The sequence below is a fragment of the Verrucomicrobiia bacterium genome (genome assembly GCA_035577545.1).
In the GTDB taxonomy this organism is placed as follows: Bacteria; Verrucomicrobiota; Verrucomicrobiia; order Palsa-1439; family Palsa-1439; genus Palsa-1439.
Window position 1 is genome coordinate 22,425 of sequence record DATLVI010000007.1, and the last position, 22,446, is coordinate 44,870.

20 protein-coding genes are annotated in these 22,446 nt (G+C 57.3%); 13 read left to right on the forward strand and 7 right to left on the reverse strand.

All coding sequences use genetic code 11. The annotated features are described in order from the left end of the window. The first annotated feature begins 8 nt into the window (after window positions 1-8). The 3 genes from VNL17_01695 to VNL17_01705 are packed head-to-tail and all read left to right on the forward strand — an operon-like array spanning window position 9 to window position 4,677. Window positions 9-863, forward strand: a complete 855-nt coding sequence (locus tag VNL17_01695; GenBank protein HXI82784.1) for a transglutaminase family protein — start codon at window positions 9-11, stop codon at window positions 861-863. Window positions 864-873: 10 nt separating this feature from the next. Beyond that, window positions 874-1,986, forward strand: coding sequence for a glucose 1-dehydrogenase (locus VNL17_01700; GenBank protein HXI82785.1), 1,113 nt, complete (start codon window positions 874-876; stop codon window positions 1,984-1,986). Between the two features lie 18 nt (window positions 1,987-2,004). Further along, complete coding sequence (locus tag VNL17_01705; GenBank protein HXI82786.1) at window positions 2,005-4,677, forward strand: glucosidase; 2,673 nt, start codon at window positions 2,005-2,007, stop codon at window positions 4,675-4,677. Between the two features lie 17 nt (window positions 4,678-4,694). Here VNL17_01705 and VNL17_01710 read toward each other — a convergent pair whose 3' ends face one another. After that, window positions 4,695-5,321, reverse strand: coding sequence for a hypothetical protein (locus tag VNL17_01710; GenBank protein HXI82787.1), 627 nt, complete (start codon window positions 5,319-5,321; stop codon window positions 4,695-4,697). A 16-nt stretch (window positions 5,322-5,337) separates the two neighbouring features. Then, on the reverse strand, window positions 5,338-8,931 hold the full coding sequence (locus tag VNL17_01715; GenBank protein HXI82788.1) for a DUF6537 domain-containing protein: 3,594 nt from the start codon (window positions 8,929-8,931) through the stop codon (window positions 5,338-5,340). A 44-nt stretch (window positions 8,932-8,975) separates the two neighbouring features. On the opposite strand from VNL17_01715, the gene VNL17_01720 reads away from it, so the two are divergent. Next, a complete protein-coding gene (locus tag VNL17_01720; GenBank protein HXI82789.1) occupies window positions 8,976-9,458 on the forward strand; it encodes a hypothetical protein in 483 nt (160 codons plus the stop codon). Beyond that, window positions 9,455-10,483: a M23 family metallopeptidase gene (locus tag VNL17_01725; GenBank protein ID HXI82790.1), complete on the forward strand. Its 1,029-nt coding sequence runs from the start codon at window positions 9,455-9,457 to the stop codon at window positions 10,481-10,483. Before VNL17_01720 ends, VNL17_01725 begins: the two co-directional genes overlap by 4 nt. Window positions 10,484-10,507: 24 nt before the next feature. Here the strand turns inward: VNL17_01725 and VNL17_01730 are convergent, their stop codons facing one another. After that, window positions 10,508-10,876: an STAS domain-containing protein gene (locus tag VNL17_01730; GenBank protein ID HXI82791.1), complete on the reverse strand. Its 369-nt coding sequence runs from the start codon at window positions 10,874-10,876 to the stop codon at window positions 10,508-10,510. Window positions 10,877-11,332: 456 nt separating this feature from the next. Between VNL17_01730 and VNL17_01735 the strand changes: the two genes are divergently transcribed. Then, a complete protein-coding gene (locus VNL17_01735; protein HXI82792.1) occupies window positions 11,333-11,887 on the forward strand; it encodes an RNA polymerase sigma factor in 555 nt (184 codons plus the stop codon). After that, complete coding sequence (locus VNL17_01740) at window positions 11,880-12,626, forward strand: hypothetical protein (GenBank protein HXI82793.1); 747 nt, start codon at window positions 11,880-11,882, stop codon at window positions 12,624-12,626. Before VNL17_01735 ends, VNL17_01740 begins: the two co-directional genes overlap by 8 nt. A gap of 18 nt (window positions 12,627-12,644) precedes the next feature. On the opposite strand, the gene VNL17_01745 is transcribed toward VNL17_01740, so the two are convergent. Next, window positions 12,645-13,214 (reverse strand): hypothetical protein, encoded by a 570-nt coding sequence (locus VNL17_01745; GenBank protein ID HXI82794.1) that lies wholly within the window; start codon window positions 13,212-13,214, stop codon window positions 12,645-12,647. Window positions 13,215-13,380: 166 nt separating this feature from the next. On the opposite strand from VNL17_01745, the gene VNL17_01750 reads away from it, so the two are divergent. Continuing rightward, window positions 13,381-13,773: a hypothetical protein gene (locus VNL17_01750; protein HXI82795.1), complete on the forward strand. Its 393-nt coding sequence runs from the start codon at window positions 13,381-13,383 to the stop codon at window positions 13,771-13,773. A 65-nt stretch (window positions 13,774-13,838) separates the two neighbouring features. On the opposite strand, the gene VNL17_01755 is transcribed toward VNL17_01750, so the two are convergent. The 3 genes from VNL17_01755 to VNL17_01765 form a co-directional block, all read right to left on the reverse strand. After that, window positions 13,839-15,161, reverse strand: coding sequence for a DEAD/DEAH box helicase (locus VNL17_01755; GenBank protein HXI82796.1), 1,323 nt, complete (start codon window positions 15,159-15,161; stop codon window positions 13,839-13,841). A gap of 438 nt (window positions 15,162-15,599) precedes the next feature. Next, window positions 15,600-16,568, reverse strand: coding sequence for a hypothetical protein (locus VNL17_01760; protein HXI82797.1), 969 nt, complete (start codon window positions 16,566-16,568; stop codon window positions 15,600-15,602). A 359-nt stretch (window positions 16,569-16,927) separates the two neighbouring features. After that, complete coding sequence (locus VNL17_01765; GenBank protein ID HXI82798.1) at window positions 16,928-17,731, reverse strand: isocitrate lyase/phosphoenolpyruvate mutase family protein; 804 nt, start codon at window positions 17,729-17,731, stop codon at window positions 16,928-16,930. Between the two features lie 264 nt (window positions 17,732-17,995). On the opposite strand from VNL17_01765, the gene VNL17_01770 reads away from it, so the two are divergent. From VNL17_01770 to VNL17_01790, 5 genes are all read left to right on the forward strand, one after another. Next, complete coding sequence (locus tag VNL17_01770; GenBank protein ID HXI82799.1) at window positions 17,996-19,051, forward strand: NAD(P)-dependent alcohol dehydrogenase; 1,056 nt, start codon at window positions 17,996-17,998, stop codon at window positions 19,049-19,051. Between the two features lie 421 nt (window positions 19,052-19,472). Next, window positions 19,473-20,093 carry a YdeI/OmpD-associated family protein gene (locus VNL17_01775; protein ID HXI82800.1) on the forward strand — a complete coding sequence of 207 codons (621 nt, stop codon included), beginning with the start codon at window positions 19,473-19,475 and terminating at the stop codon, window positions 20,091-20,093. Window positions 20,094-20,288: 195 nt separating this feature from the next. Next, window positions 20,289-20,654, forward strand: coding sequence for a nuclear transport factor 2 family protein (locus VNL17_01780; protein ID HXI82801.1), 366 nt, complete (start codon window positions 20,289-20,291; stop codon window positions 20,652-20,654). A 174-nt stretch (window positions 20,655-20,828) separates the two neighbouring features. Beyond that, a complete protein-coding gene (locus VNL17_01785) occupies window positions 20,829-21,365 on the forward strand; it encodes a GrpB family protein (GenBank protein HXI82802.1) in 537 nt (178 codons plus the stop codon). 215 nt (window positions 21,366-21,580) lie between these two features. Further along, window positions 21,581-22,336, forward strand: a complete 756-nt coding sequence (locus VNL17_01790; GenBank protein ID HXI82803.1) for a hypothetical protein — start codon at window positions 21,581-21,583, stop codon at window positions 22,334-22,336. The last annotated feature ends 110 nt before the right edge of the window (window positions 22,337-22,446 follow it).

The window sequence follows — 22,446 nt, forward strand, 5'->3', positions numbered from 1 at the left end:
ATTCGTCCATGCTTTTTGAAGTCACGCACATTACCACGTACCGCTACAGCCGACCGGTGTTCCTGGAGCCGCACACGCTGCGGTTTCATCCCCGCAGTGATGGCCAGCAGCGCGTGAATCGGTTTGCACTGTCCGTCAATCCCTACCCCGATGTAATGACTGAGTGTCTCGACTGCGAAGGCAACGTTGTGACCGAAGTGTGGTTCGGGAGCCTGACCGATGCCTTCGAGGTCACGGTGAAATTCGCCGTCGAAACTCTGCGCGGCGACCCATTCGACTACCTCCTCTCTCCTACGGCCGAAAAACTGCCGATTCAGTATTCCAGCGAAGCAGGGCTTAGCCTGGTCCCCTATCTGGCGAGAGACGATATTGATGGCTCTGTCGCCCATTTCGCGCAGTCTGTCGTCCAGCAGGCCAAGGGGCAAACCGTTCCGTTCCTGTTTCTCCTCACCCAGCAAATCCACGATACCTGCCGCAACGTCATCCGCCAGGATGGCGATCCCCTGTCCGCGGCTGCAACGCTGGCGGCCCGTGAGGGATCATGCCGCGACCTGACGGTGCTATTCATGGATGCCTGCCGCGCACAAGGCATCGCGAGCCGGTTTGTGAGCGGCTATCAGGAGGGTGTGTCCGGGTTGTCGGAGCGCGACTTGCATGCCTGGGCCGAAGTCTATCTGCCCGGCGGCGGCTGGCGCGGCTACGATCCGACGCTGGGCCTCGCCGTGTCCGACCGCCACATCGCGGTCGCGGCCAGTCGAACATCGCGCGGGGCTGCGCCCATTACCGGCACATTTCGCGGCTCGGAGGCGACGACGCAAATGGCTTCACGCATCGAGCTTGTCGCTGCTGCATCACCGTCATGAGCAAATCACCATGAAAGCCATTGCCGTTTTTCCCGCAAAGCAGGAACTCGCGCTGATCTCGCATCCCGAGCCGGCGCTCACGTCACCGACACAGGCGAAACTGCGGATGCTCGAGGTTGGCGTCTGCGGTACTGACAAGGAGATTTGCGTGTTCCAGTACGGTACGCCACCGAGTGGGTCTGACCATTTGGTCATCGGGCACGAATCGTTGGCGGAAGTGATCGAGGTGGGCCAGGGCGTGTCGCGCGTCAAACCCGGCGATCTCATCGTGATGATGGTGCGGCGTCCGTGTTCCCATGCGGAGTGCCTGGCCTGCCGTTCGGATCGACAGGATTTCTGTTACACCGGCGATTTCACGGAGCGCGGCATCAAGGAGCAACACGGGTTCATGACCGAGTTCATCGTGGACGAGGAGAAGTATATGAACGTCGTGCCCCACGAACTGCGGGATGTCGCAGTACTCGTCGAGCCATTGACGATCGCGGAGAAAGGGCTGACGCAGTTGTGGCAGGTACAACAGCGTTTGCCGTGGGCCTGTCCTCTGGAACCAGGGAAAGCACCGGCTTCCTGTCACCGCGCGGTAGTATTGGGCGCCGGGCCGGTGGGCCTGTTGGGGGCGATGGCTTTGGTAAACCAAGGGTTCCAAACGTTCGTGTATTCACAAGAACCCAAGCCGAGTCCGAAATCATCCGTAGTAGACTCCATCGGAGCGATGTATGTGTCCGGCAAAGATACCTCGCTGGATCAACTCGCGGCGCTGGTCGGCAACATCGACATGGTCTACGAAGCGACGGGCGCTGCGGGCGTATCGTTCCAGTTGATGGAGCGGCTCGGAACGAACGGGGTGTTTCTTTTCACCGGGGTCCCCGGGCGCAAAGGGCCGATCGAATTGGACGCTGATCTAATCATGCGTAATCTTGTTCTCAAGAACCAGGTCATGTTCGGCACGGTCAACGCCAACCGTGAGGCGTTCGAGTCCGCGATTACTGACCTGAAAATCTTTATGAAGAAATGGCCCGGGGCCGTGCGCGCGCTGATTACCCAGCGCTATCCGATGGAGCGTTATCGGGACCTGTTGTTGGGCAAGGTGGGTGGAATCAAGAACGTCATTTCCATCGGTTGAAACGGGAACGAGGAAGCGATGACTCAGGAAGAGATCAGGCTCGGCGAGGATGCCCGCCGCGAAAAGAATTGGAAACGCTGGGGGCCGTACCTCTCCGAACGGCAATGGGGCACGGTTCGCGAGGATTATTCCGAGTCCGGCGAGTGTTGGGATTATTTCCCGCACGATCACGCACGCAGCCGAGCCTACCGTTGGGGCGAGGATGGCCTACTTGGAGTTACCGACCGCGAGTGCCGCTTGTGCCTGTCGCTCGCTTTGTGGAATGGGAAAGACCCAATCCTGAAGGAGCGATTGTTTGGCCTCGCCGGCCCCGAAGGCAACCACGGTGAGGATGTAAAGGAGTGCTACTTCTACCTCGACTCCACGCCGACGCACTCCTACATGAAGGCGCTCTACAAATATCCTCAAGCCGAATTTCCCTATGCGTGGTTGGTGGAGGAGAATCGTCGTCGCGGCAAGAATGACCCCGAGTTCGAGTTGCTCGATACCGGCGTTTTTAATGACAATCGGTATTTCGATGTGTTCATGGAATATGCGAAAGCCGGTCCAGACGACATATTGATCCGGATTACCGCGGCCAATCGCGGTCCGGAGGCCGCGACGCTACATCTCCTACCCACGCTTTGGTATCGCAACACCTGGATCTGGGGCTGCAAACACGATGGTTGTTGGATCAAACCGCGCATCATACCGGCCGGGGATTCCACTCTTCTAGGTGAGCACGTCAATTTCGGAAAACACTGGCTGGTTGCAGGACCGGGGCCGGATAAGAAAGCGCCGCAATTTCTTTTTACCGACAACGAGACAAATACAAAGGAACTCTATGGCGCTGACAATTACACACCATTTGTCAAGGACGCCTTCCACGACTACATCGTCCGCAGCAAGACCGATGCCGTGAATCCCGAATCGGTAGGCACCAAGGTGGCGGCCTACTACAAACTGGAAATCCCCGCCGGTAAGGAAGTCGTCCTGCGCGTCCGCTTGTCCAACCAGGATCTTACTCCGCAAAAAAACCTGGGTCAGGAATTCGACGATATTTTTGCTGCTCGCCAGCGCGAAGCGGATGAGTTTTACGCGACGCTCATCACTCCCCAGCTTTCCAGTCCGGAAACCAACATCGTGCGCCAGGCATACGCGGGGTTGCTCTGGAGCAAACAATTCTATCACTACATCGTATACGACTGGCTCACCGGAGATCCGCAACAACCGGTTCCGCCCGCCCTTCGCCGCCATGGCCGCAATGCGGATTGGAAGCATGTCTATAGTCGCGATGTTATTTCGATGCCCGACACATGGGAATACCCATGGTTCGCTGCGTGGGACCTCGCCTTCCACATGATCCCCTTCACCAAACTGGACTCGCAGTTTGCCAAAGACCAGCTCGTACTCCTCCTGCGCGAGTGGTACATGCACCCGAACGGGCAGATTCCCGCTTACGAATTTGCGTTCGGCGACGTGAACCCGCCCGTGCACGCGTGGTCGTGCTGGCGAACGTACAAGATGACCGGCGACCGTGGCGAGCGGGATCGCGTCTTCCTATCGCGCACGTTCCAGAAACTTGTGATCAATTTCACGTGGTGGGTCAACCGCAAGGACGCGGAGGGCAAGAACATCTTCGGCGGTGGCTTTCTCGGCCTGGATAATATTGGCGTCTTCGACCGCTCGAAACCGCTACCCACCGGTGGACGCCTTGAACAAGCCGACGGTACCGCATGGATGGCATTCTTTTGCAGCACCATGCTTTCCATCGCGCTGGAGCTCGCGCAGGACAATCCAGCGACCGAGGATATGGCCTCGAAGTTCTTTGAGCACTTCGTTGCCATCGCTGACGCGATCAATACCCATGGCGGCACCGGGTTGTGGGACGAGGAAGACGGATTTTATTATGATCAACTGTATCTGGACGGGCACACGACCCGGTTGAAGGTGCGTTCGTTGGTGGGGCTGCTGCCGCTCATTGCTGTCGAGGTGATCGAGGACGAGGTAATCCAGAAGCTGCCCGGCTTCACGAAACGCTTACAGTGGTTTTTGGATAATCGCAAAGATCTGGCGGAGCACATCTCCTATATGGACTCCGATGGCCAGGAACACCAACACAGGCATCGGCTACTGGCAATCCCATCGCGCGAACGGCTGGAGCGCGTCTTGCGTTACATGCTCGACGAAAGTGAGTTTCTCTCGCCGTATGGGATTCGTTCGGTATCCAAATATCACGAGCACAATCCGTACGTCTTTCATGTCAACGGCGAGGAGTATCGCGTCGACTATGTGCCCGGCGAATCCAATACGGGCCTGTTCGGCGGCAACTCGAATTGGCGCGGCCCAATCTGGTTCCCGATCAACTATCTGCTCATTGAGGCCCTGGAGCGGTACCATCACTTCTACGGCAGCACACTGAAAGTCGAGTGCCCGACCGGCTCGGGTCACCTAATGAATCTTCAACAAGTGGCCGACGAATTGCGCACGCGCTTGGCGCGCCTCTTCCTGCCTGACGCCAGTGGTCACCGTCCCTGTCATGGGAACGAGCCCCGGTACGCTGTCGACCCGTACTGGAAAGATCTGGTGTTGTTCTACGAATACTTCCACGGCGACAATGGCCGCGGCCTCGGTGCCAATCACCAGACGGGCTGGACAGCTCTCGCCGCGCCGTGTGTCGAGGATTCCGCCAGCACACGAACAAAGAAATAACGCCGGCAGTTCATGAATTATCGGCCCAACAGATAAGTTGCGTGCGGGACCGGCGTCCGCGAGATATCTTCGGGGGTTCCGTGTGAGGCATGGATACCAGGGGCCAGATCGATGCCCGCTCGGGTGAACACGTACTGCACGAAGCCCGAGCAATACATTGATCTTCTCCGGGCCAGCCGGTTGCGACCCGAGCGAAAACTGGGATGCCGCAGTGCGAAGGCCGTCCCGATCAGTTCACGAAGCGAATACACCGCGTGGACGGCGACCATTCTCAATCCCTCGCTCAGCACTGCCTGAGTCTGCCTGTTATTCAACCCGAAGTCCAACACCGCCAGGTTGGGAAAGACCTCCTCGTCGTAATACTTGGAGATGCGGTTTTCTTGCACGCCAAGCTGGATGTGTTTTCGATGAATCTGCAGGTCCGACTCGATCACCCAATGATGCCCATCCGCACGCTTCCCCTCGAAGAGCATTGCGTGCGACCACAAACTCCGGCGTTCGTGCTGGTCGATATGACGCTCCGCCTTCCGAATCGCCTTCTCAACCAGCGTCGTCCCGCCGACCAGCCCCACCCGACCTGTTTGCGCATGCGATTCGAGGAAATCCCGATTAGAGAGATTGCGAACGACAATAGGTTCGTTCATGTCGGAGTGAGAACAACTACACCGTGTGCCTCACAGGAACCGTCGCTGACGCCGTCTTCTTCGGCTGGGAGACCAACCCCTCGGCCTTCCGTTGCGCCTCTTCCATCTTCGGATAACGGACTTCGCGATAGCCACGAACCTCCTCGACGCAACGCAGGGCCTTCACATAGCGGTCGTAGCCGGCGCGATCTTCGTAGTAGAAGTTCTCGACCAGGCTGACATACCAGTCGCGGAACTCACGCTCGCGACGGTGCCAGGCCGGCATAAGGCGCCGCAGCCAGCGCAGATGTTTGAGCAGGTTGAGTTGCCACTTCTTCGGGCTCAACTTGAAGCGGAAATCCCGACCGAGGATGTTAAACTCGGGACGGTTCAGGTGATGGTAAACGATCTGGTCGCCCCGTTCCGTGTCCACGTGATAGCGGTGGTGATCGCGGCGGGCTTTCTCTTCGCTCGTGAGCAGATGCGCCACGTAAATCTCGTCCTTGATGACCATCGCCTTGTGCAGATTCCAGATGACCGCCTTGGTCGCGGCGTGATCGAATTGAGCGCTGTCCACCGCGTACACTTTCTCGACCAGGTCGAGGTAAAGCGGTGCATAGGTCGCCACGCCGCCATACTCCAGCAAATCATACAACCGCCAGACGATGTCGCGCTCCGTTTGTTCCCCGAGTCGAATTGATTCCTCACTACGCCGTATGAGAACTTCAAACTCGCGGGCCCAATGCTTACCGGATCGATGGTTACGCTGCAGCACATCCTTGCGCTCGGTGATAAACTCCTCGTATGTCTCATGCAGCTCATGTTCGTGAACGAGTTCGGGTTCAAACACGAGCTTGCGTCCCAACTGCAACGCTTTGATATTGTCAACTGCGGCGGAACCCATTGTCTCGCGCAAGCCCCACTCAATGTTCTCAAGTGACAAAGGTAATAGACCCTTTTGAAATGCGATGCCCAGCATGACCACGTTCGCGTATAACTTTGTGCCGAAGAAGTATTCGGAGATACCGGCCACGTTCAGGCCGAAATACTCGTCCGACCTGGTGTAGCGGCGTAACGTCTCCTCGAGTTCCGCCACATTGAAGTCTTCCTTGCCGAGAAGGGTGAGGATCGTTGGCGTCTTGTAGGCATTCACGACCGCTACCGTGCGCTGGGGACTGGCGATGCGTACGTTGCCTTTCGGTGACAGGCTGCGTGTGGCCTCCAGCGGGTCGATGCCGAGCAATAAATCCGCTTGGCCATACGGGATGATGTTGGACGTAGCGCTCGCGCCTTTCGTGAAAATGATCTGGGAGAACACGCCTCCATTGCGAATCGCTAGCCCCTTCTTGTCGCAAAACAAAACCTGGTAACCCTGCTTGAATCCTGCGCGCACGAGGGTTGCCGTGCTAACGCCGATTCCCTGTCCGCCGACGCCAGCCAGATAGCAGTGCCACGCGTCGGCAAAATCGGCCACCTTGGGAAGTGGAATGTTGGCAAGATCAATCGCGTCGATCGGTGCGGGGGGCTTCTGCGTGCGGACGATGGTAACTTCCTCGAACGATGGACAGGCGTAAATCTTGGTGCACGCCGTGTCGGCAACACACCACGACAGATCGGTCTGAATCTTCGCGCCGAAAGGCGTCTCGGCGATGGTCAAACCTGGACAACCGGTGGCGATGGTGCATTCGAGGCAATACTCGCAGACGTCAGGGTTGATATTGACAAAGCGCTTTTCGGCGACAAAACCGTGCTCACGAATTTCGCGACGCTCTTCACGCGACTCGCGGCGATGATAGGTAATGCCGCATTCTTTGTCGGCGACGATCACCTTCACGCCATCACGCAGGATCGTTGTCTCGAGCATGCTCTTCCACGTCTCTCGATAGGCGGGGTTGGCGCGTACCACGTGCACGCCCTGCCCGATCATCGCGTCGACAATGCCGTCAATATTCTGCTTGTAGGTGTGCTCGCCAACAATGTCCACATCCATGGATGGAGTCGGCTGGTGGCCGGTCATCGCCGTGGTGGCGTTGTCGAGAATGATGTACGTGATGTCCTGGCCCTGCTTGAGCGCGTTGGAGATACCAAGCATTCCGCTGTGGAAAAACGTCGAGTCGCCGAGGAAGACCACCTGCTTGTTGGTGATAAACGGGTCGATGCCCGCGCCCGTGCCGCCGCCCAGGCCCATGCCACTGTAGTTGTGCATGAGATCTTTGGTCGGCTCGAACATCAGCATCGTGTAACAGCCCGTGTCACCGTGAAAAACCAGGTCTACCGGGCCCCGCCTGTGGTACTGCTTCATGTAACGTGGGTCGATGAATTGCTTCTTCATCTCGATCAACACGCTGGCGCTATCGCGATGCGGACAACCGGGGCAAAATGTCGGAGTGCGCAGGGGAATGTGAATGTCAAACTTCTCGGTCTCGTGAATCAGTTCGACAGCGCAGTCGATACGCTTCTGGTCGATGGCGAGATTTGGGTCATGAAAAAAACGGCCCAGCGGCGCAAGCCGTTCAATGAGAATGCTCGGATTCAAGCCCCGTGTCGCAGGGATCCCGATTAATCCCGCCGGGAACTCCTTACCCCAAACATTCGTGCGGTTGGCAGCCGTGCCGTTTTGGTTGAGGCGGTTGACGATTTCCGCAATCTGCTCTTCCATGAACCCGCGGCGCTCTTCGATGACGAAGATGCTGCGGACTTGCCGCGTGAATTCTGTGACCAACCCGGGGTCGACCGGATAACTGATGCCGAGTTTGAGGATCGGCACCTGGTCCGCGACACCGAGTTCCGCCAGCGCGTGTTCGAGGTAACAGAACCCAAGGCCTGAAGCGACGAAACCGATTTCGGCGCGCCAACGCGGGTTCTCGCGGGCGTTGATGATCCGGTTTACACTATTGCGCCGGGCGACCTCAAACAGCCGCGCGTAACGTTGCGGCAGGCCCTCTTCCTTGATCCACGTGCGCGGTGGCAGTAGGACGGTGTTCTCCAAATCGATTCGCGCCGTGTCGAGCGAATACTTATTGACGCTACTGATGTCAGGGAAACAATTCGGCCGCACCTGAACACTACCGCCGCCATCCGCCTGGTTGGTGGTGACAATGTAGCCGATAAAAAGATTGGCCTCGCGAGAGAGCTTGAAACCGAGATCGATCCAGTCCTTCAACTCCTGATTACTGCTGGGTTCCATTACCGGCATGAAGATGTGCTTGCAGAGATACCGTGAGTCGGCCGGGACTTGCGTTGAATCGCTCCATGGGTCATCGCCGATGATCACCAGCGCACCCCCTTGCGGATGAGCGCCCGCAAGATTGCCGAGCGCCAACGCGTCGGCGGCGACATGGAACCCGACCGATTTCATGGCACACAGGCCACGCAATGGACCCATCTGTGAACCGTTGAGCATCGCTGCGCCCAGCGCCTCATTGTTGGCGATGGTCGCACGGATGCCCTTCTGCTTGTAAAGCGGCGCGACCAACTCCATCGCATCGAAAAAGCCCGCAATGGGTGAACCGGGGTAACCGGTCAAGAGATGGGTGCCGCCTTCGGCTTCGAGTGCGCCCTTGATCAGCAGCTCGTTCCCCGTAAAAACCTCGGCCCCCTCCTCCTTGAGGAATCGTGGATCGACTGTCATGATTTTGTTGTAGCGCCGTTCACGCTACCATAGAATGTCTGGCCATGCAAACCCTTAAAAATGTGGGATGCTTTGCGCTCGCGGCGGTCTGCTTCGTCGGCTGCGCCACTTTCGGCAAGAAAACCGAAGACGTAAACCTGGGCATCCACGAGGAGTCCAGTTCCTCGCTGCCGGCCGAGACCTTCCAGACTGTCGAAATCCCGCGCACGGGCGTGAAACTCGCGGTCAGCCCCTTCCCCACACTCACCGAACAGGACGTGCAATCCGCCGAGTTGTACGATACAGCCGGGGGCAAGGCGATTTTTCTGCGGTTCGATCCCCACGGCACGATCGTACTTGATGAAATGACCACGCGCGACCGCGGCCAATACCTGGTGATCTACCTCAACAAACGTCCTGTTGGCTCTTGGTTTGTGGATCAACGCATCCTCAATGGCCAGTTCCTCGTGGAAGGCGATTTCACCGACGAAGAAGCCAGGAAGGCCGTGGAAGCGCTTAATAAGTTGGGTGAGAAGAATCGTCGATGAGTCGACTGCGACTTTTTCCTCTCATTATCTCCAGCTTCGTCCTCGCTGTCACTGCGCGCGCGTTCGACATCTGCCTGCCCACTGCCAACGACGCGCTGCTACGGCCCGGCGGTGACGCGGACTATTTCCAACCCACCGTCGAAGGCACGGCTGAGTCCGGCATGTTCGGTTGCGTCCGCAGCAAAGGTCACCGCTTCCACGAGGGAATCGACATCAAGTGCCTCCAACGCAACCGGCGCGGGGAACCGACAGATCCCGTTCACGCCGTGGCCGACGGCGAGGTCGCGTTTATCAATACAAAGCCCGGTCTCTCGAATTATGGACGGTATATCGTGCTCCGCCACAACTGGGACAATGTGTCGGTCTGCACGTTGTACGCGCACCTCAGTGAAGTGGCCGGTGGTCTCGTCGTTGACCAACCCGTAAAGAAAGGCCAAATCATCGGCACAATGGGGCATTCCACGAACACTCGCGAAGGCATCTCCCGCGAACGTGCCCATCTCCATTTCGAGATCAATTTCCTGTTGAACCCCAATTTCCGCATTTGGTACCCGAAACGCGACCCGCAAGCACCGCCCTTCGGCAACTTCAACGGCAAGAATCTCATCGGCCTCGATCCCGCCGCCTTACTCCGGGCCTACGCAGCCAACCGTAAGGTGGATTTTGCGGAGTACATTTCGAAGCAACCGATCGCCTTTACGGCACTCGTCGGCGCCCGCCTATTACCGTGGCTCACGCTTCATACCGAGCAGATCCAACCCGCATCTGGCATCCCCGTCGCCTATGAAATTGGTATGACGGCTTGGGGAATGCCCGTGATGGTGTGGCCGCGCACGGCGCAGGAAATCGGTGACACGCAACGGCGACTGCTCCAACGCGGCCCGCCCCTCGTGCAGCGGGTCAATGAGCCGGAACTGGCGCGGGCTACTTGCCACGAACTCGTGAAGCGCAATTCGCACGGGGACGGTTGGGCGTTGACCGAAAGCGGCCGAGAGTGTTTCGAGCTTCTAACGTACGTGCCGTAGCGATGGAGCACCAGCGCTGTGCCCTTAGCGTAACGCGGTCGCCGGCAAACCACGGAACGAGAGCAGTGCCTGCGGCAGGTCATCGAAAAACTCCATCAAGTCACCCATCGCAATCAGGTTGGCCACGTGCTGAATCGTCGGCGCGATCCCGACGCACTTTACATCACCGCCGCGTGCTTGCGCCATATGGGCGAAATCGAGGAGCTCTTTCAACTGTGCGCTGCCGATGTAGGTGACTCGTGAGCATTCCAGGACAATGCAGGGAGTGACTTCCGCGATCATGCGTCCCAATGTGGCGGACAGATCCGCGAAAGCCAGCGCATCGATCGCCCCTCTCATCTCCACGACCTCGACACCGGAAACCTGGTGCATTTTAATCTGCAATTCGTGCATCGTCATTATCCGGTGGTTAGAGCATCGGTTGTGCCTCATCCGGAAAAGGGTGCTTTGGATGACAGAACTGCGAGGGAAGTCCAATTCTGTGAGGCCTTGGCGGACGATTCTGCGCATCCCTTTTCGGCGGGGGCTATAGAAGCCCCCGCCGAAACCCAGGGTTGCGGCTATCCCAGCCAGGTACTGAGCAACACGCGAGTTTGGGCACTACAACTACTCCGGAAGACGGCTGCATAGCGGGGGATCGACCACAACGCGGCCACTTCCTGAACGAACTGCCACAGTACCCGGTTTACGGCACCGCAACCCTAAACCGACCCGCTTTCCTACGACAAATGCGATGCACAACTGCCAGTTTTGTTCCCGCTTGTTTTTCCTGTTGCAGATGAGCCTGGCTTTCGTGAGAATCAAGGGGTTTACCCCCAACGGGGAACAATAACCAGTGCTGTGCCTCTTATGGCTACGGACAAACAAATTAATGACCCACCAGCGATGGATTTTGAATCGTTGGTGGAGAACCATTATAGAGGACTGTATCAATTTGCATATAATCTCGCGCGCGATGAGGCAGAAGCTTGTGACCTTACCCAGCAAACTTTTCTCATCTGGGCGCGCAAAGGGCATCAATTGCGTGATCCATCGAAAGCGAAAACGTGGCTCTTCACCACTTTGCACCGCGAGTTTCTCCAGGCGCGCCGCAAACACGTGCGCTTCCCGCATTATGAACTTGACGAGGTCGCAAGCGAATTGCCGTCCGTCCCGCCCACGATGGTTGACCAATTGGACGCGGCCGCCATGGTCAGCTCACTCGCGCAGGTCAACGAACTTTACCGCGCGCCGCTCACCCTGTTCTACCTTGAGGACTATTCGTACAAGGAAATTGCCGAGATCCTTGACGTACCCATCGGTACCGTCCAATCGCGTATTGCCCGTGGCAAGTCCCAACTCTATAAAGCTCTTACCGACGGCCAGTCATCCGAGGCCGCAAGAGTGAAGGAGTCACGTGAATAGCCAGGAGGCCAGAGAGATCTTGCTCGGGTATCGACCGGGCGTCGATGATGCAAACGATCCCGCGATTGCGGCGGCCCTGCGTCAAATGGAGCAGGACCCCGAGTTGGCCGCTTGGTTCGAGCAGCTACAGCAGGCTGACAATGCAATTCGCCGCCGGCTTCGTGAAACGCCCATACCTCTTGGCCTCAAGCAACGCATTCTCGCTGAACAGAAAATCGCCCGTCCGGATTTTGGCTGGCGAAAACCCATGCTCGTTGTGGCAGCCGCTGCCGTCGTCGTGTTGACCGTGCTGTCCGCGTGGATCATCCAGCGAACAGCCAGTACCGGGCTGAGCGCCTATCGCACCGATATGGTGCGATATGTTTCCTCCAGTTACAGCAGCACCTTCGTCAAGGCCACGAGTTTCGGCGAACTGCGGCAGGTTCTCGCCAGAAGGAACTGGCCGACGGACTTCATCGTTCCCGACCGTCTCCGGTCTGTCACTGTCATCGGCGGCAGCGCCGTGGAATGGAAGGGCCACAAAGTCGCCCTCGCTTGCATGAAAGAAGGCCGTCACGGCCTCTGGCTTTTTGTCATCGACAAGTCTGCGTTACCCGACGCCCCCAAGACCGAAGCGCCGCAGATCAAGGAAGTCGAAAGCGAACCCACGGCTGCGTGGAGTCAGGGCGGGAAGGCTTACCTCTTTACTGTCCAGGGTGACGAGGCTTTCCTCAAAAAATATCTCCCAACGGTGCAGTAGCCCGTAAAGAGAAGACAATCATTCCGTAACGGGCTTCTCGGGTGCTGGCGCTTGAGCCTTGGGTTGCTTCGGGGTCTTCGGAATACCCGTGGAAAGATCTACCAACTCTACGAGCAGCGCATTCGCTTGTTTATCTGTTAGGCCGAATACACCTTCCGGCGTAACGCCGGTGACGAATTTTCCACTCGGTGTTTGAAAGGCGTACTTCGTTTCCACCAGCTTGAGCTTGAACACGCTGCCTTCAGAAACGCGCTTGATCCCCTCATCGGTTTCCCGCCAATAGTTGCTCTTCGTTTTATCCCCTGAAAGCCCTCCGGGAGTATAGCGAATCTTGACCGCGTCTCCATCCGCCGGATCGGTTCCGTTGAGATCAATGATGGTAAACACTTGCTTGGAACCGATCTTTTCCCCGCCCAGGGTGAGAAAACCGCCCGTAACAGTTGTGACGTATTTACCGTCGGCCGTCCGTAACGCAACTGGTTTCTCCACCGGTTCCGGCGCGACGGTCACGTGAACGCCCGCCTGTGCTGGAAGAGCAACCAGTATCCCGATGGCGACAGTGATGAGCGCGAGAGATGCCTTCTTCATATTCGGAAATATCCCGTTTTCTTCGACGGTGCTTCTCTAAAGTTATTCATTGCCCATGTCAAGTTGCAACGAATAGCGCCGTTAAGACTTGACGATTGTCACCGACAGCACACGATTTTTGTGCTAGAGTGGTTGCGCACTTAAACTCAAAGAAAGGCTCATCACGATGTATCGACCAAAAGAAGGACCACGGTTCGACTACCGCGCGCAGGAAAGCCAGCGGGTCGGCAGTTCGCCCACCCTCACGGACAAATTTCCTCAGTTGAAATCCTTGATCGTGAACCTCGGCTATTTCAATTCCAAAGGTGTCACCAAGAACAGCCAGATCAAGTACTCCCCCAATCTCGACCGCGCCAAATCCGTCTTCCGCGTGGATTGCCCCAATGCCGGCTGCATTCGCGGCGATTTCGACCTGTCCGAACAACTCGCCAAGGCCGTCAAAGAGCACCGCACAACGGTCACAGCCGAAATGTGCTGTCAGGGCTGGCAAAGCAAGACCACCATCGACACGGTCCCGTGCCACAACATCCTGCGCTACACGCTCAGTCTCGGTTATTGAGCAGACGGTTGGGCCGTCAAATGGGGCGGTCCAACGAAGCAATCGGCGTTCGCTCAGCGTTTGCATTACCGACCCCAACGCGACCGGGATCGCGAACCACGATGACCGCCGCCCTGTCCTCCGTGCCGTTTTTGCCCCGAACCACCGCCTTGTCCTGAGTGCCCCTGTTTGTGTCCTTGGCCGTGACCCGCCGGGCTCAACTGCTTGGACCGATATGGTCGCGCATCTTGGTCACCGGGCTGCGCCACCGCACCCTGATAGTCAAAACCCTCCGCCCGTTTCCGCACGATACCTCTTCCAATAAACCGCTCCAGCGCCCGCAACGCGCCGTAGTCCGCCGCCGTGATAAAACTGATCGCATCGCCAACCGCGTGCGCCCGACCGGTCCGACCAATCCGATGGACGTAATCCTCCGAGTGCATCGGGAAATCGTAATTCACCACATGCGAAATCCCATCCACATCGATCCCCCGCGCCGCGATATCTGTCGCCACCAGCACCCGCACCGCGCCGGACTTGAAATCCTTCAACGCCCGCAACCGCTGGCTCTGCGACCGATTCGAATGGATCGTCGCCGTCTTAATCCCCTTATGGTCCAGATGGTCCGCGAGATGATCGGCTGCGTGTTTCATGCGGACAAAAATCAGCACCATGTTCATCTGCGGGTCCTTGAGCAGATGCAGCAGCAGCGACGCCTTCAAATGTTTCGGCACTTCATAAACAAACTGCGTCACCGTCTCCGCGGGATTCGCGCGCTTGCCGATCTGGACGACCTTCGGCGCATGCTGAAATTCCCGCGTCACCTGCTCGATGTCGCGCGACAATGACGCCGAAAACAGCAACGTCTGCCGCTTCGTCGGCAGCGCCTTCACGATCCGCCGGATGTCCGGCAAAAATCCCATGTCGAGCATCCGGTCCGCTTCATCGAGCACCAAGAATTGTATCCCGGAAAAATCCCCGTTCTTCCGCCCCATCAAATCCAGCAACCGCCCCGGCGTCGCCACCACGATGTCCACCCCCGACCGCAACGCCTGGATCTGCGGATGTTCACCCACGCCCCCGTACACCGTCGCCATCCGCACCGACATATACCGCCCGTACGCCCGCACATTTTCCTCGATCTGCACCACCAACTCCCGCGTCGGCGCCACCACCAACACGCGAATCCCCCGCTTCTGCCCCGCCCCGATCAGCGCCGCCAACTTCGCCAAAATCGGCAGCACAAACGCCGCCGTCTTCCCCGTCCCCGTCTGCGCGATGCCGATCACATCATGCCCCGCCAAGATCAACGGGATCGCCGCCGTCTGGATGGGAGTGGGTTCCGTGTACCCGGCAGCCGCAACAGCTTTCAGGACATTAGTATCAAGACCAAGTGCGCGAAATGGCATAGCCGTCCATTATAAGGCCCATCCAACTCAATAGCACGCCGCAATTCCGTCTCACCTTTGGTCGTTTCCCACCGTGGAGGGCCACAGCCTGCCCCGAATCCTTTTTCGGCGTTGTCGTGGCTGCTCTTCACATATTTATTGTAGGGCGACCGGCCCGGTCGTCGTCGTTCGTGCCCTATTAAACCGTTTGAAATTGGGTTCGTTTTGGAAAACGAACCCAATTATTTTAGCCACTTTTTTATCGCATAACACCTTGTCCCCCTGATGGATAAATGCCATTTTTCCTCCGGAAAAAATTGGGTTCGTTTGGTAGAATCATATATAGGGCACCTTTCCTTCCCGTACGATATGCAGACACGATTTCCACTGGATTTCCCTGCCTCTCCCCTTGGGGGAGAGGGTTAGGGTGAGGGGTGGTCGTATCTCCGCGCAATAGGATCACTTCATCACATCCATCATTAGCGGCGGCTTCACATCTTCACCTTCCCTCCGGCGCTGCAACCTCTCAAGCTGGTTCATCGCCCGATACAACTGCCGATCCAGCGACCCCTCATATCGCATAATCTTCTCCAGCACCTCGCTCGACGGCAACACATCCGCCGCCTGTCCCGCCGTCTCCTGTTTGTCCTCACGGTCCCGATGTTCCGTATTCAACTTCGCCTGCCAACCGAGCGTCGCCTCCACATACCGGTCCACCGCCGTCTGGTGCCTCAACTTCAAATCTTCGGGAGTTAGACCTTCCGGATTAGCCACGTACGTCTTCCGAAACCCCTCCAGTGCTCGCGTCATATTATTCGGCACATCCATAAACCGCCGCCGCACCCATTCGAGCGTCTTCTCCGTCAATTCCCCGTCCTTCCTCACGTTCTCCCGCACCGTCTCCAGGATATGCGTCCGGTACTCCAACCCCGCGCTCGATTTCGTCATCGCCACCGACGCGTCACGCGTCGGATCCATAAATATCCACTGCGAAAGCGGGTCCCGATCCGCCCGATGCTGCCGCCCGCCGTCCACGCTCTTCACAATCTCCCCCGTCTCCGCCATCAACGCCCGCCGCATCCGCCACTGTGCCGTGACGATCTTGTCCACCAGCATTTCTTCCATCCGCCCCACCGGCGCGAGACATTCCCAACACTGCTCCCGCAACGCCTTGAACTCCTCCTCGTGCTCCCGAATCCTCAGCCCCCGCACCACCAGCGCCGACGACAAAATCCCATGCCGCATCGCATTCATCCGCGAAGCCGCCTTCCCCTTCACCGTCCGCGGCCCCGTCGACTTAAGCGCATTCCGCCGATTCGCACTGATTTGGCTTTCGGAAGCAACCGCGTCCTCGCCTTGCACTTCTAAAACGGTTTCCGGGTTCTGGTTCGTTACTTCTGCTGTGGGAGTGACATCTTTCTCGTTCATGACTCGATCGATCCTTCAGTTAGGGGTTCAGTTGTTGTAGGCCGCGTGCCCTCACGCGGCGGGTTTGGCGCAGAGAAAAAGCGATTGCTCCCATTCAACCGCTTCTTCCGGTTAGACAACATGCCCACCTTATATCATTATCGGAATACGATGTCTAGGGGAAATATCAATACTCGATTAATAATTCTCACTTCCGGCTTGACGAGAGGCCAGCCAGCCGGCACCAGAGCAAACTAAGGGGGAACATCTGAACCGCCCAGCCGTACGACGCCGCGGCCTAAAGCTGCGGCGTTTTTGCTCCTCCGCGTTCGCTCAGTTACGGAATCAATCATCAAGTGGGCATTATCTCATGCGGACGATTATCGAGTGAACAATTCTTGCAATTTCCCGTAGGCCATTGAGTCATTGAACAGCGGCTTTGAATCGCCGGTCGAGAGAAAGCCCTTTGCCAATTCCGCAACACGACTCCAGATCATTTGAGGGATGGCGGTGCCAGAGCTCAATCGCTGCACGCCGAGCTTCTTCAATTCCTTTGCCGGTGGGAGGCCAGGATACGCCATGACGTTGATTGGCATTTTGACTTCCGAAACGATGGCCTTGATGTCCGCAGGCTCATAGAGACCTGGAACAAAAATTCCATCGGCTCCGGCCTCACGGTAACGCGCGGCACGACTGACGGTCTCTCCGACGCGACTTTCGGGGCTGCCTATCTCTGCCAGATAAACGTCGGTGCGCGCATTGATGAATACGCTTACGCCGGTGCTCTCAGCGGCTTTTCGAGCTTTTTCGATTTTTTTGGCTAAGAGTTCCGGCGTGCTTTCGCCGTCTTCGATGTTGATGCCCACGGCTCCTGCGTTGATGATGGGCTTGAGATTCTCGGCGATTTCTGCGGGATTTTTTGTATAACCGCCCTCGAAATCCACTGAAAGTGGAATGCGAATGGCATCCGTGATTCGAGCGGTAAGTTCCGCAAGCATCCGGGCTGGCAGCACGTCACCATCGGGATAGCCGAGTGCCCAGGCAACGCCTGCACTTGAAGTGGCGATTGCCTTTGCACCCGCATTTTCAATGACTTTCGCGCTGCTCGCGTCCCAGGCATTCGGCAAGATTAAGATGTCGTGTTGTTTATGGAGAGAATGAAAGGTTTCTGCGAGATTTGGCATACGGTTATTTCGTTTGAATTGCATTTTTCACATGGACAATTTACCATAACCCAAGATCAGCTTCCACTGCGGTCTGCGCAGAATTTAGGCTTCCGCCGACGTACACAATTTCCCAGGTGCGGCCAGTCTTTTGCAGCGCTTCAAGTGCGATGGGCCGAAAACGACATTTAGAGTAATCGGGGTCAGACCTGTATTCTTGACGGATTTCATCGTTTTGCTTCCACACCCGGTTGATACCGAAAAATCCGGTGCTATAGTTCGGCCATGAGCACGCACAACACTAAATCTTACGCGGCGCAAGCGGCTGCTTCCGCCCTCGCCCCGTTCGCCATTGCCCGTCGCGAACCCGGCTCCACCGATGTTGAAATGGAAATCCTCTTCTGCGGCGTTTGTCATTCCGACCTGCATCAGGCCCGCAACGAGTGGCACAACACCACCTATCCGTGTGTCCCCGGTCACGAAATTATTGGTCGCGTCACCCGCGTCGGCGACCGTGTCACCAAATTCAAGAAAGGCGACCTCACCGGCGTGGGCTGCATGGTCGATTCCTGTCGTACCTGCGCGAATTGCCGCGCGGGCAATGAACAATACTGCCTCACGGGAGGAACCATCTGGACCTACAACGGCAATGACAAGGTTCTCGGGGGCCAGACGTTCGGCGGTTACTCCACCAGTGTTGTGGTCGATGAATCTTTCGTCCTGCGCATTCCGCCGGGGCTCGACCCGGCCGCCGCCGCGCCGCTGCTCTGCGCCGGCATCACCACGTATTCACCCCTGCGCCACTGGAAAGTTGGCCCCAACCAAAAAGTCGGCATCGTCGGTCTCGGCGGGCTCGGTCACATGGGCGTAAAACTCGCGCGGGCCATGGGCGCCCACGTCGTGTTGTTTACCACCTCGCCCGGAAAAGTTGCCGACGGCCTGCGTCTCGGCGCTCACGAAGTCGTTATCTCCAAAAACGCCGACGAGATGAAGAAGCACGGCACCAGCTTCAATTTCATCCTCGATGCTGTTTCCGCCCAGCACGATATCGATGCCTACCTCGCCCTCTTGAAATTGGACGGTACCCTCGTCCTTGTCGGCGCACCGGAGCACCCGTTGCCGGTCAGCGCCTTCAACCTGATCTTGCCCCGCCGCAATTTTGCCGGGTCAGCCATCGGCGGTATCCCGGAAACACAGGAAATGCTCAATTTCTGCGCCGAGCACAAGCTCGCGTCGGACATCGAGATGATTCCCATCCAGAAAATCAACGAAGCCTACGAGCGCCTGCTCAAACAGGACGTGAAATATCGCTTCGTCATCGACATGGCTTCGCTCAAATAACCGGGATCAGCCGCTTCTCAAGTGCTGATCTCCTTTCCCGCCAGCGACTGATTCCACCGGCACACCCAGAAGCCGGCCATAGCGTTCGGCAGCGTCGGCCAGGAGAATCTTTTAATTGGGGTCAACTCACTACTCCGTACACAATTCCCAAACCGCCGGAGCCAGTCCCGCCAACGCCTTCCCTCCTTCCCACCCCGCAGTTATGGATAGTGCTATCCATAATCTTCGCGCCCTCTTGCTTGTCCGCCGTAGCTCGAAGAGCGGAGGCGGATGGCTTTGTGGTGAATTCCAAATTCGCGCAGATTAGCGCCCTCGTCGCGCCGTAGCTCCAGCGAAGGCGGATCCATTCGCGGTCGCCAACCGCTGCCTAATCCGGACCCAGCTTGTTGAATAATTGTTTTATTTGGTACTATACCAATCCATGAAACTGGCCAAGCGGCAAGAAACCAGGCCAACGATTCGCTTCCGTGCCACGTTGTTTCGGCCCAAGGCAACCGGAAAGATTGGATCGTCGGCTCTTCTCACTCTGCCCAGGAACGCGAGCGCGAAGCTTCCCTCACGAGGTATGACCATCGTTGAGGGAACGATCAATGCCATCCCCTTTCGAGCCGCCCTCGAACCAGACGGCAAAGGAAGTCACCAGCTCAGGGTCAACAAAGCCATGCACGATGCTGCCGGCGCCGACGCTGAAGACACGCTAATGGTGGAGATTACGCGGGTCGGAGAAGAACCGGAGGTCAGGGTGCCAGTGGATCTGCGCCAAGCCCTTGCCGCGGCCCCGCCGGCGCAGGCGTCGTGGGCGGATATCACACCCCTCGCGCGCCGGGACTGGATTTTCTCGATCAGCACAGCCAAACAACCGGAAACGCGCCGGCGCCGGATCGAGAAAGCCTGCGATATGCTGGCCTCGGGAAAGCGACGACTATGTTGTTTTCCCGGCATCAAGTGGCTGATGAAAGAAAATGCAAAATCATGCGGAATGTGGCTCCCCTTGCCGAACTCAAAAAATCGTCCTCCGCCGAGATCGACAAGTCCTGAATAACGCCGCCACCGGAGAAATGAAGCTTTACTTCACATGGACGGTTAGGCGACTACACAGGACTTTGAGCGACAAGACAGTCATTGACGCAAGATTGAAGTTCGATTACCAGTGCCTTTTCACGAATCAATGTTGAGAAGTCATAAAATTAGCCAAGGTCGGGTGGCTCGCGGCCTACGATCTGAAACGGAGAACACGATGCCCAACAGCATATCGACGTTACTGCTTCGCAATCTGAGCGACGTATTTGGCGAAAATGACCCCGTGCGTCGTCGCGCTGCAATCGACGAGCTTTGGGCCGAGGATGGCGTTTTCTACGACCCCAAAAGCGGCGCCCATCGTGGACGCGACGAGATCGATCGCGTCGCGGGCGCGATCAAGGCGACTCACCCTGAGTTTCGATATCAGCCAATCTCCGAGCCGGAGGAATTGGGCAATGGGGGACGCGTCCGATGGGTATCGGGCCGCCCCGGGGAGGCACCAGCGTATGCTGGGACTGATTTCATCATTGCCCGGGACGGGCGGATTGCCGCCGTCTATCTCTTTTTCGACAATCTTCCTTAAGACAACACGCGCGAACTCAATGAGATCGAATGCTTTGTTAAAGCAGTTGAGTTGAAAAGCCTGACGGCAGCAGCAAAAGCCCTAATCATATGGGTCAACGCTTTACAATTTACACGAATACAGTCGGCAGTATCTCAGATTGAATTTCCGCTGGCTCATTCCTAGAATGGTTCCATGCCGATTCCAGTCATCATGGCTGCCTATAATCCCGATTGGCCGCAGATGGCAGCCGGCTACGCGGAACAGTTGCGCGTCCTCGGCCCGGTCCTTATGACCGTCCATCATATCGGCTCGACCGCGGTGCCAGGGCTGGCGGCCAAGCCCATCTTCGATCTGATGCCGCTGGTCACCGATCTGGCCGACCTCGATCGGGAACGTGGGTGCATTGAGGCGCTCGGCTACGATTGGCTCGGCGAGTTGGGCATACCGGGACGGCGCTATTGTAAACGTGACGATGAAACCGGTACCCGCATTGTTCAGCTTCACTTTTTCCAGGCAGATTCGCCCCACGTCGAGCGTCACATCGCCTTTAGAAACTATTTGCGCGCGCATCCCGAAGTGGCCCGCGCTTACGAAACCGAAAAACGCCGGGCGCGAGACCTTCACCCGAATGATTCATATGCCTACACGGATGAGAAGGCCGCGTGGATTCAAAAAACGGAAGCCACCGCACTGATTTGGTTTGCCGAACAGAATCCCGTAAAGCGGTAAAGGGGCCAGTCCTTGGTATTGACGCTCGGAAACTGGGCCCAGATCTCATCATAAAACAATCCGGCCTCCAGCTCGACCGACCAAACCCCGCAGATGGCTTGATAACACCGTAAGAAACGATAAAATGCGGGTCAATGAGACTGACTGTCACGCCGCGGTCGCGGGGCGAAATATCGGTCAACCGCACAACAACCAAAATTCATCAAGGTGTGTAAATGAATCGTATCATCAGACTGGTGGTCATCTTCGGTTGCGTTGTCATTCCGATAGCCGCCCTTTATGCCAAGGTGAATGTTTCAGAAGCGCCGCCGCCGAGCAGTCCAGTCTTGATTGCTTTTGGGAACAGCCAGAGTTACCGCGGTATCAACATGCCGAGTCCCGATCTGCGGGGTAATTTTTGGAACAGCGTTGGGGCGGACGCGGTTAATGGCCCCCTGAAGAACGCCGCCGGCGAGGTGACGACCATGGGCCTGAGTTTTCAGTCCGCAGCCGGAACCGACTATTACAACGGCCCTTCCGGAGCGACTCAGGATCCCAGCGCCTGCGTCATTGACGCGGACGCGCTCGGCAACCTGGGCGTCAAGGAAGCCGTGTACCACTATTACGTGAATTCAAAGTTCCAAATTCAAGGGCTGGATCCGACGAAGGTTTACTCGCTGACCTTCTTCGGATCGCATAAGTACAGCCCTAGCGATTACACAACCTACTTCGTTTGCAGTGACGCGAGTTACTCGAGGGTGGTCACTTCCATTAGCCTCTATGTACAGAGTCCCGGCAACCCTGCGGCCCACAATTCGAACAAAGTAGCCACCATTAGCGGACTGGCCCCGCAGAGCAACGGCATCATCTACATCAAGTTCCAGGGGACGAACCGCGACCCGAGTGTTGGTGGTTATCTGAACTGTATGCAGATCGTTGATATCCCCCGGACGAATGCCCCACCGCCCAAGTTGGTGAATCCATCACCATAGACTCTTACCGTGAAAGATTGATGGTGTCGTTTGGGTCAACTCCGTATTCTGGACACACTTCATAAACCGCCCGCGCCACTCCCGCCGACTTCCCTCTTTCCCGTTTCGTC